Origin of the sequence: Sphingobium sp., assembly GCF_041987595.1 — a bacterium.
Lineage (GTDB): Bacteria > Pseudomonadota > Alphaproteobacteria > Sphingomonadales > Sphingomonadaceae > Sphingobium.
Map to the genome: position 1 here is coordinate 22,094 of NZ_JBHIWJ010000046.1, position 9,468 is coordinate 31,561.

Consider the following 9,468-nt stretch of genomic DNA (forward strand, 5'->3'; position numbering starts at 1 on the left):
TTTGCGTATGCGCAAAATGCGCTTCAGAAAGTCCGCCCGACGCCGAAGAAGAAGCGCGCCTTGCGGCTATAGGCCGCGCCGGGCCGCTTGACCGGCACGGCCGCCTCCGCGCTGAGCCGCCATTTCGGCCCCAGTCCGATCCGGACCCCTCCGCCCGCCGACGCCAGCGCATGGTCCTGCGCGGCAAGGCCATAGACCGGCCGTGCCGTGGCATGGGCGATTGCACCATCCGCATAGGCAAACAGGGTCGTCTTGCGCAGCAGCGGGGATCTGGCGGGCAAGGACCAGCTGAGTTCGGCGCTGCCCGCGACGGCCTGTTCCGCCGTCAGCGTTCCGGTGCGAAACGCCATGCCCGCCCCCCGGCCGCCCAGCGCGAACCGTTCGGTGACCGGCAGTTCGTCTTTCGAATATTGGCCTTTGAATATTGTTCTGACCGTCAGCTTCCCTGTAATCGGCTGGACCAGCACGGCGCCGATATTGACTTTGGTAAAGCCGGTTTCGGAAAAGCCGGTAAAGGGCCTCGCGCCCAAAGCGTTCAGCCCCTTGCTGACGACGGCCGAAAGGGCGTAACCGCTGGTCGCGTCGGCATGCGACCAGGATGCGCCCAATCGCGCCGCCCTCGACCGATAGTCCCCAAAGCGGATGTCGAGAAAATAGTTGCTACTGTCGACCCCGTCGAGCGAAGCGGTGATGGCAACATTGCTTTTGACCGATCGGATCAAAGGATAGGTGAGCGTTACGCCCGCCAGCGTCGCCTCGCCCTTGATCCGGCTGTCGCGCGAGCGGGTCTGCATATGGGCGATCTGCGCGGTCAGCGTCATGCCGTCGCTGCCGATGGGCGTGCCGTGGCTGAGCGAATAATATTGATAACGATCGGGAGTGAAGGGCAGATAGGCGGAGATTTTCGTGCTGTCCCCTTCCCGCGCCAGTCCGTTGATCGTGACCGACGCCTGCGCCTGCACCCCGTCGACGACATTGCTGACGCCGCTATTGTCGATCAGCAACCCGATCTGAAGCTGCCTGCGCCTGACGATGAGGTCGATCTGCAGGTCGCCGGGCTGGCTCAGTTGTCGGACCTGCGCGTCGACCGTCTGCCCCGGAATGTCGCGCAACAGGGAAAGGGCGCGCTGCAGCCTGCTCTTGCGCAGCGGCGTGTCGCGCATCAGCCGCTGCATGTGCACGGCTATGAGGCCTGTGGGTGTGCTGGGCGACAGGCCGCTCAACCGATAGTCGCGCACCCGCCCCTCAACCAGCCGCACCGTCAACACGCCCCCGACCGGGATCTGCGCCGGGATGGAGACGGAATAAAAGGCGATGTCGCTTTTCGCATATGCGGCGCTGACTGCATTGGCGACGGATTGCAGGGTCGCAGCCGTCAGGGGGCGGCCGATATAGGGCGCCGCCGCCGCGTCCAGCTGAGCCGATGGCAGGGATGTGCCCACATAGTGCAGCCGCGTGAGAAGCGTGCGGGGGGCGGACGGCGCGGCGGGCGCAATCTGGATGGGCGGCGCGCCATTGAGTGTAGGGGACCGGGGGGGCGCTGCGTCAGGAGGCGCAATCTGCGGCTCCAGCCGATCCGGACGGTCGCGATCGATTGTCGGAGCCGTTCCCGACGCACCGGGCGCGGCTTCCTGCGCGGCAAGCGGTCCCGCCAGCGCCAGAAGGCACAGCATCGGGACAAGCCGCCCCGCCACACGCCGTCGCCATCCCGTCCCGATCAAGACCCGCATCAGTTGTTCCAAATTTCTGCCATCGAAGCGGGCACAGGATGGAAGAAATTGCCAGCGCCTTCACCTGCAACCGCGACCGGATCGGTTGTTTCGGCAAGCATTCGGAAAGGCTTGGCGCCAAGCGGAGACAGGCGGCGGAGCGATCAACTGCGACCATTCCGGCGCGACCCTGATCCGGCCGGACCGGAGTCGGATCGGACCAAAAAGCGGGGATCGACGCCGCACGCTCCGCCATTTTCGTCTCAAAATCCGGAACCCAGTCGATTTTCCGGCTGTTTTTCGGCGAATTCCAGTCGCAAAGGACTGGTTGAGCGGGAAAAGTCAGGTTAAGACCATGCGTCCACGAAAGGGAGATGATCATGAATAACACCGAAATCGCCGAAGCACTGGCTGCCGATCATGGCCTGACCAAGGCCGATGCGCGCAAATATGTCGACGGCGTTTTCTCCGCGATCGCCGGTGCCGCCGCGAAGGGCGAAGAAGTGTCGCTGAACGGCTTCGGCAAGTTCAAGGTCAAGGACCAGCCGGCTCGCGAAGGCCGCAATCCTTCGACCGGCGCGGTGATCCAGATCGCCGCTTCGAAGAAGCTGACCTTCACCCCGGCGAAGGCCGTCAAGGATCAGCTGAACGGCTGATGCCTCTGGCCGCTGGCGATGGCTGGCGGCATCGGAACTGATCCGGGCATATTTGCTCCGATACACATGATGCGCGCCGGTCCTCCTGGTCCGGCGCGCATCTTTTTTGCGCGCACCGGAAACCTGCGGCGGGATCGGGCGGGCCACGAAAAGCCGTCCTTGCGCGAGGCATGGCGAGGCGGGTTGCAACCCATGCAATCGCACCAACGGGCTTCGCATTTGCCAATCCGGCCCGCCACCGTCATTAGGGACAGGCCTTTCAGGCATCCTCTCCTAAAACTCGGCAGGCCGGTCGCAAGACCGGCCTTTTTTTTACGCGGGGACAGCCGTTGCCGGCGGATACAGTTTTGAGCAGCGCTTTCACCCATGTCAGTGAATAGTCGGCTGCACGCGGCAACATGAGCTTTTGCATGTAGTTCCCTCAACTTGAAACAGCCATGCTGCCGGATTCCCAGAACCAGTCAAAATCGGTCGTCGAGGCGCAGCTGTCCTCTTATTTTGTGCCATAGCGATACAAGAGTTCGGAAGGGAGCCATACCAATTCGGCCGGTCCATCACCTCTTTTGTTGTTCCGGATTTACTTTTCCGCCGAAACCGCGCAAAAGACCAAATCTGCCGTCGAAAAATGGGAAGCGGGGCCAATGTCTGAAAATAACCAGCCTGACATCACGACGCTCACTGTTCAGCTTTTGAGCGCCTTCGTCTCCAACAACTCGGTGACGAGCGAAAGCCTGTCCGAGCTTATTCGAACGACGCGCGTGGCCTTGACTGATGATCTGGCAGCCAAGCCTGCCGAGGCGGAGACGCCGACTTACACGCCGGCCGTGTCGGTCCGCAAAAGCCTGTCTTCCCCCGAGCATATTCTGAGCATGATCGACGGCAAGCCGTACAAGACCCTGAAGCGCCATCTGGCCAGCCATGGCCTGTCGCCGGCTGAATATCGCGAACGCTACGGCCTGCCGAAAACCTATCCGCTGGTTGCGCCCAACTATTCGGAAGCGCGCCGGGCAGTCGCCACCAAATTAGGGCTGGGGAAGAAGCCGGTGAGCGCGAAGAAGGCGCCGGCCGCAGCCGCCGCTCCGGCGCCCGCCGCCAAAACCGCCGAAGCGCCCAAGGCTCCGGCCGCCAAGCCTGCCGCGACCAAGGCGCCCGCCGCCAAGAAGGCGGCACCGGCCAAGGCCGCTGCTGAAAAGGCGCCTGCGAAGCCGGCGGCGCCCGCTGCCAAGCCTGCCGCGCCCAAGGCGGAACCCAAGGCCGCAGCGCCCAAGGCGGCTGACGCCAAGCCAAGCCCGGCAAAACCCGCCGAGAGCAAGCCCGCAGCCAAGCCTGCCGCGGCGCGCAAGCGGCTTTCGATCGCCGCTCCGACGGCCGACAAGAAGGGTGCCGCTCCGGCAACCAAGCCTGCAGCCAATGGCAAGCCGATCCCTGCCAAGGCGGCCAAGAAAAAGCCCGCTGCAGCGCCCAAGGCTCCCGAGCCGCAGGCCAGCTGACATCGTCTCACCCGTTTGACGCAGCTTCGCCCCGACCGCCGACAGGCCGGTCGGGGCTTTGCTTATCGGGCGCGCACCAACTCCGTCGCGGCGATCGAACGGACCAGCGCAGCTTGGCCCCCGGCAAGCAAAACTTGGCTTGCCAGAATCAATCTATCTTTTAAGTAGAGATTGCCAAGGCGGCACGGCTGGTCTCCGTGTCGGATGACAACATTGCAAATCATGACCCGCGGCTTTTGATCGGGATGCAGCTTGCTCCGCGTTACCAACGGCTAAAGCGCACGATTTCAGGCGACAACGCCAGGATCGTGTTCCCCCCAATATTTATGGGGAAGAAGCGATGCAGAATATCAACAATCCTTAGAGCCGCAGCGTTCTGAACGGACTGGCTGACATCATCAGTCTTAACCGGTCCCGCCGCCAGCCATAGGGTTTTGCGCACCCATAGACTGTCCGTGATCCTGTTCATTCCGGCGCTGCTGCGTCGGGAAAGGGGCGATTATGCCCGGTCTTCGGCGATCAGCACTTCAACGATCGGGCCTGTCGCAAACCGGCCGTGACAGTGCGGCGCAGAGCTATTCCGTATCGCTGCTTCAGGCAGCCTCCGCCCTCTATGGCGACGATGTGGCGCGAACACTGAGCGGGCAATGCCCCTCACCCAAAGCCAAATCACCGCAAACAAAGAAGAACCTCAGGGAGTAACCTTTTTCATGCCTTTCCTTTCATCGTCGCCGCGCCTGCCGTCCCCAATTGCTGCGCGGTCACTATTGCTGGCCGGGGCCGCTTTCACGCTGCTGCATGCGGCGGCGCTCGCCGCCCAGACGCCCAACGCCTCACCTGAGGCGCCGGAAGCCGCCGGCACGGAGGAGGATTTTGCCGGGGGCATCGTCGTCACGGCCCGCCGCCGCGCCGAGGATGCGCAGGATGTGCCGGTTGCCCTGTCCGTCGTCGGCGGCGACCTGTTCGAACAGCGTGGCGACTATGCTCTGGCCGCCGTGCAGCAGGTCGCGCCCAGTCTTCAGCTGTTCAGCTTCAACCCGCGCAACACGAATATCAATATTCGGGGTCTGGGATCGAATGTGGCGCTGACCAATGACGGTCTGGAAAATGGCGTCGGCGTCTATATCGACGATGTTTATTATGGCCGTGTCGGCGCCAGCCAGTTCGATCTGGTAGACCTGCAACAGATTGAAGTGCTGCGCGGACCGCAGGGCACCTTGTTCGGCAAGAACACCACTGCGGGCGCGATCAACATCACCACCCGCCAGCCGGAATTCGCATTTGGCGGTCAGGCCGAAGCGACGCTGGGCGATTATGGCTTCCATCAGTTGCGCGGGTCGGTGACCGGCCCGATCGCGGATTGGGCGGCGGCCCGGATCAGCGTCGCCGACACCCATCGCGACGGCTTCCTGCGCAACGTCCATGACGGCAGACGCGTCCATGATTACGACAATTTCACTGCGCGCGGACAGTTGTTGCTGAAACCCGACGACAGTTTCACCGTCCGGCTGATCGGCGATTATGCCAAACAGACGCTGAACTGCTGCGTCCGTCTGCCCAGCACAGTCTTCACCACCTATGATGACGGCACGGCCATCGCCAATAATTTCAATCAGCGGGCTGCGCGGGCCGGCTATACGCCGCTGCCGGCCGACCCCTTCGCCCGAACCGTCGATGTCGACGCCCATTTTCAGGCGAACATGACCCAATGGGGCGTGTCGGGCAAGGCGGACTGGGATCTCGGTCCCGTCACGCTGACCTCGGTGACGGCCTATCGCAAGTGGAACTGGAACCCGGCCAATGATGCCGACTCCACCCCGCTGTCCGTCAACACTCTGGCGCAACAGGCCAATCGCCAGCGCCAGTTCAGCCAGGAACTGCGCCTGGGCAATAATGGCGAGGGCCGCCTCCATTACACGATCGGCGCCTATTATTTCTGGCAGATCATCAACGGCTATGGCGCGTCGGGCTACGGGTCCGACGCTCCCAACTGGCTGTTCCCCAACGCCGATCCGGCGGTCAGCAACGCCGCCGTCAGCGGCTTCGTCGCCCGATCGACCTCGAACCCCGAAACGAAGAGCGCCGCCCTCTTCGGTCAGGCCAGTTACGACCTGATCCCGGACAGACTGTCGCTGACTCTGGGCCTGCGCTATACCCATGAAAAGAAGCAGGGCAGCTTCAATCAATGGTGGGCGCAGGGGAATGACCTCTCCAGCCTGAGCGTCGCCCAACGCGCCGCCGCGATAACGTTGCGCAACAGTCTGGCGCCCGTCGCCAGCTATTCGGTGGGCTTCACCGACGACAGCCTGTCGGGCCTCGCGACTTTGTCCTACAAGGTGACGCCCGATATATTGGTCTATGCCAGCTATTCGCGGGGCAACAAGTCGGGCGGGCTGAACCTCACCAATAATCCCGCCGGCGTCAGCGCCGCAGTCGGCCCGGAGAAGGTCGACAATTATGAAGCGGGCATCAAGAGCCAGTTCTGGGACGGCAAGCTGACCCTGAACGGCGCGGCCTTCTGGACCGACATCTTCGACTATCAGACCGCGATCGTGGAGCAGATTGCGGGCAGCAATGCTTCGCGAAACTATATCACCAACATTCCGCAGGCGCGCGCACGCGGTTTCGAACTGGACAGCGCGCTGGCCCTGTCCAGCCATGTCAATCTCAACGCCTCGCTCGCCTATACCGACGCCACTTATGTCGACTTCAGGAACGGGCCGACGCCGGTTGAAGCGCTGAACCCGACCACGGGCGGATCGCCGGTCAGCGATCTTTCCGGCAAGCCCCTGTCCGGCGTGCCGAGCTGGTCCTGGAGCGCGGGCGGCGACTTTGCCGTGCCGCTGGGCGAGACGGCCCTGGGTTCGGCGGAATTTTACGGCCGCGCCGATTATAGCTGGCGCTCCTCTTACTATACCGCCGTGTCCGACAGCCGTTACTCGCTGGTGCCCAGCTACGGCATCGCCAATGCGCGCATCGGCTTCCGCACGGAGGATGGCGCGTTCGACCTGTCGATCTGGGCCAAGAACCTGTTCGACAGGGACTATGTCGACACGCTGTCGGTCGCGAACACCGGCCTTGTCACCGCCACCGTGGGCGATCCGCGCACCGCGGGCGTGACGCTGCGCACCAAATTCTGAAGGCCGAAAGGAGACGCATCATGGCTACCCTCCCCTATGCGGAATATCATATCGATCGCGCTGCCGTCCGGCCCGATCACCGTTCCGGCAACAGCATAGGGGAAAAGCCCCTTTCCGCCCTGCGCCTCGCCGGTTTTTCGGCCGTCGCCATGCCGACCTGGGGGGCGAGCCTGCCGCTCGCCCTCTTCGTGCCGCAGCTTTATGCGAGCAAATTCGGCCTGTCGCTGGCCACCATCGGCCTCATCTTCCTCATCGGCCGTTTCTGGGACGTTGCCGCCGATCCGATCGTCGGCGCCTTGAGCGACCGCACCCGCAGCCGCTTCGGACGGCGGCGGCCCTGGATCGCGGCGGGGGGCCTGCTCTTCGGCCTGTCCTCCGCCCTGCTCTTCTTCCCGCCCGCCGCCCTGGTGACGCCCGCTTACCTCGCGGGGGTGCTGTTCCTCTTCTATCTTGGCTGGTCGATGGTGGAGATCCCCTCCTCCGCCTGGTCGGGGGAGCTGACCGCCCATTATCATGGCCGCACCCGCGTCGTCGCCTATCAGACGCTGCTGCGCTCCATCGGCCTGCTCGCGGTGCTGGTGCTGCCGACGATCCTCGACCAGTATGATCCCGGCAACGGCACTCTGAAGCTGCAACTGGTGGGCGGATTCGTGCTGGTCACGCTGCTGCCTTCGCTGCTGCTGACGCTCTTTTCCGTGCCGGAGCCGCCGCTGCCCGAAACGGCGCCCCAGCATGGTTTTGGGCGCCAGAGCTTCTGGCGCGCCGCCAGTCTCGTCTTTTCCGACCGGCTGCTGCTGCGCGTCCTTGCCTCCGACACGGTGGTGACGGCGGGCCAGTCGATCCGCGCCGGTCTGATCGTCTTCTTCACCGTCTGGTATATGGGCCTGCCCGCCTGGGCCAGCGGCCTCTATCTGCTGCAATTCATCTTCGGCATCGCCGCCGCGCCGGTCTGGCAACGGATCGGCACCCGCATCGGCAAGCGCGAAGCCGCCATCACCGGCGAACTGGCGCAGGCCGCCATCAACATCGCCCTGCTGTTCGTCTTTCCCGGCGGCCTGCCGCTGCTGATCGCGCTCACCATCGCGCAGGGCGTGACGCAGGGATCGGGCAATCTGATGCTGCGCGCCATGGTCGCGGACGTTTCCGACGCCCACCGTCTGCGCACCGGCCATGACCGCACCGGCCTGTTCTTCTCGGTCTTCGCCCTGTCGATGAAGCTCGGCCCGGCCATCGGCATCGGCATCGCCCTGCCGCTGATCGGATGGGCGGGCTTCAGCGCCGGACCCGGCAATGCGCCCGAGGCGCTGGAAGCGCTCAAATATGTCTTCGCCCTCGGCCCGGCTCTGGCCCACATCGCCGCCGCCCTCATCATCCGGCGCTTCCCGCTCAACGAAGCCGCCCATGCCGAAATCCGCCGCGCCCTCCACCAGCGCGACGCGACCGCCGCCTGAACTCCCCCCTCGAAGCACAAGGAGACTGACCATGACCCTGTTGACCCACAAATTCCTGAACGCCGCCGACGCGCAAGGCCCGCTGGAGGTCGTGCCCGTCGCGGGCCGCATCGGCGCCGAAATCCGCGGCATCGCGCTGGGCGGCGATCTGGACGACGCCACCATCGCCGCGATCCGCGCCGCGCTGGTCCGGCACAAGGTTATCTTCTTCCGCGATCAGCATCAGCTTGACGACGCGGGGCAGGAGGCCTTTGCCGAACGTTTCGGCAAGCCCGTCGCCCACCCCACCGTCCCTGTCGTCCCCGGCTCCAAATATCTGCTGGAGCTGGACAGCAAGGAAGGCCGCGCCGCGTCGAGCTGGCACACCGACGTCACTTTCGTACCCGCCTATCCCGAAGCGTCGATCCTGCGCGCCATCGTCATTCCGCAGGCGGGCGGCGACACGACATGGGCCAACACTGCCAGCGCCTATGAGGAATTGCCCGAGCCGCTGCGCCTGCTGGCCGACACTTTATGGGCGGTCCACAGCAACCTCTATGATTATGCCGCGGTCGTCGGCGACGCCAATGAGGATGCGATCAGGCGCCACCGCGAAGTCTTTGCCTCGACCGTCTATGAGACCGAACATCCGCTGGTCCATGTCCATCCGGAATCGGGCGAGCGTTCGCTGATCCTGGGGCATTTCTTCAAGAATTTCGTCGGCTTGAATCAGGCGGACAGCCAGCGGCTCTTCGCGATTCTTCAGGATCATGTCACCCGGCCGGAAAACACCGTGCGCTGGCGCTGGCAGCCGGGCGACGTCGCCATCTGGGACAATCGCGCCACCCAGCATCGCGCCATTGCCGACTTCGGCCTGCAACATCGCCAGCTGCGCCGCGCAACCATCGCGGGCGCCGTGCCGGTGTCGATCGACGGCCGCCAAAGCCGGAACATCAAGACGGAAACGCCGCGCATCGCCGAAGCGGCCTGAGAGGGTTCAAGCCCCCTTCCCCCCTCCCCCGACCTTCGGCCCACTGGGCCGC

At 64.2% G+C, this 9,468-nt stretch carries 8 protein-coding genes; 6 read left to right on the top strand and 2 right to left on the bottom strand.

The annotated features are described in order from the left end of the window. Positions 1 to 23: 23 nt before the first annotated feature. Entirely contained in the window at positions 24 to 1,730 is a 1,707-nt protein-coding gene (locus ACFC3J_RS13115) for a ShlB/FhaC/HecB family hemolysin secretion/activation protein (RefSeq protein WP_375196612.1), read from the bottom strand. 359 nt (positions 1,731 to 2,089) lie between these two features. Here ACFC3J_RS13115 and ACFC3J_RS13120 point away from each other — a divergent pair, with 359 nt between their 5' ends. Then, on the top strand, positions 2,090 to 2,365 hold the full coding sequence (locus ACFC3J_RS13120; protein ID WP_192668656.1) for an HU family DNA-binding protein: 276 nt from the start codon (positions 2,090 to 2,092) through the stop codon (positions 2,363 to 2,365). 641 nt (positions 2,366 to 3,006) lie between these two features. After that, positions 3,007 to 3,855, top strand: coding sequence for a MucR family transcriptional regulator (locus tag ACFC3J_RS13125; RefSeq protein WP_375196613.1), 849 nt, complete (start codon positions 3,007 to 3,009; stop codon positions 3,853 to 3,855). Between the two features lie 262 nt (positions 3,856 to 4,117). Here the strand turns inward: ACFC3J_RS13125 and ACFC3J_RS13130 are convergent, their stop codons facing one another. Further along, the gene (locus tag ACFC3J_RS13130; protein WP_375196614.1) at positions 4,118 to 4,324 is read right to left on the bottom strand and encodes a hypothetical protein; all 207 of its coding nucleotides are present in this window, start codon (positions 4,322 to 4,324) and stop codon (positions 4,118 to 4,120) included. A 32-nt stretch (positions 4,325 to 4,356) separates the two neighbouring features. Here ACFC3J_RS13130 and ACFC3J_RS13135 point away from each other — a divergent pair, with 32 nt between their 5' ends. From ACFC3J_RS13135 to ACFC3J_RS13150, 4 genes are read left to right on the top strand one after another with little or no spacing between them, the layout of a single operon-like run. Then, the gene (locus ACFC3J_RS13135) at positions 4,357 to 4,557 is read left to right on the top strand and encodes a hypothetical protein (RefSeq protein ID WP_375196615.1); all 201 of its coding nucleotides are present in this window, start codon (positions 4,357 to 4,359) and stop codon (positions 4,555 to 4,557) included. An 8-nt stretch (positions 4,558 to 4,565) separates the two neighbouring features. Continuing rightward, positions 4,566 to 6,995 carry a TonB-dependent receptor gene (locus ACFC3J_RS13140; RefSeq protein WP_375196616.1) on the top strand — a complete coding sequence of 810 codons (2,430 nt, stop codon included), beginning with the start codon at positions 4,566 to 4,568 and terminating at the stop codon, positions 6,993 to 6,995. A gap of 20 nt (positions 6,996 to 7,015) precedes the next feature. Then, the gene (locus ACFC3J_RS13145) at positions 7,016 to 8,446 is read left to right on the top strand and encodes an MFS transporter (RefSeq protein WP_375196617.1); all 1,431 of its coding nucleotides are present in this window, start codon (positions 7,016 to 7,018) and stop codon (positions 8,444 to 8,446) included. A 31-nt stretch (positions 8,447 to 8,477) separates the two neighbouring features. Further along, positions 8,478 to 9,416 carry a TauD/TfdA dioxygenase family protein gene (locus ACFC3J_RS13150; RefSeq protein ID WP_375196618.1) on the top strand — a complete coding sequence of 313 codons (939 nt, stop codon included), beginning with the start codon at positions 8,478 to 8,480 and terminating at the stop codon, positions 9,414 to 9,416. The last annotated feature ends 52 nt before the right edge of the window (positions 9,417 to 9,468 follow it).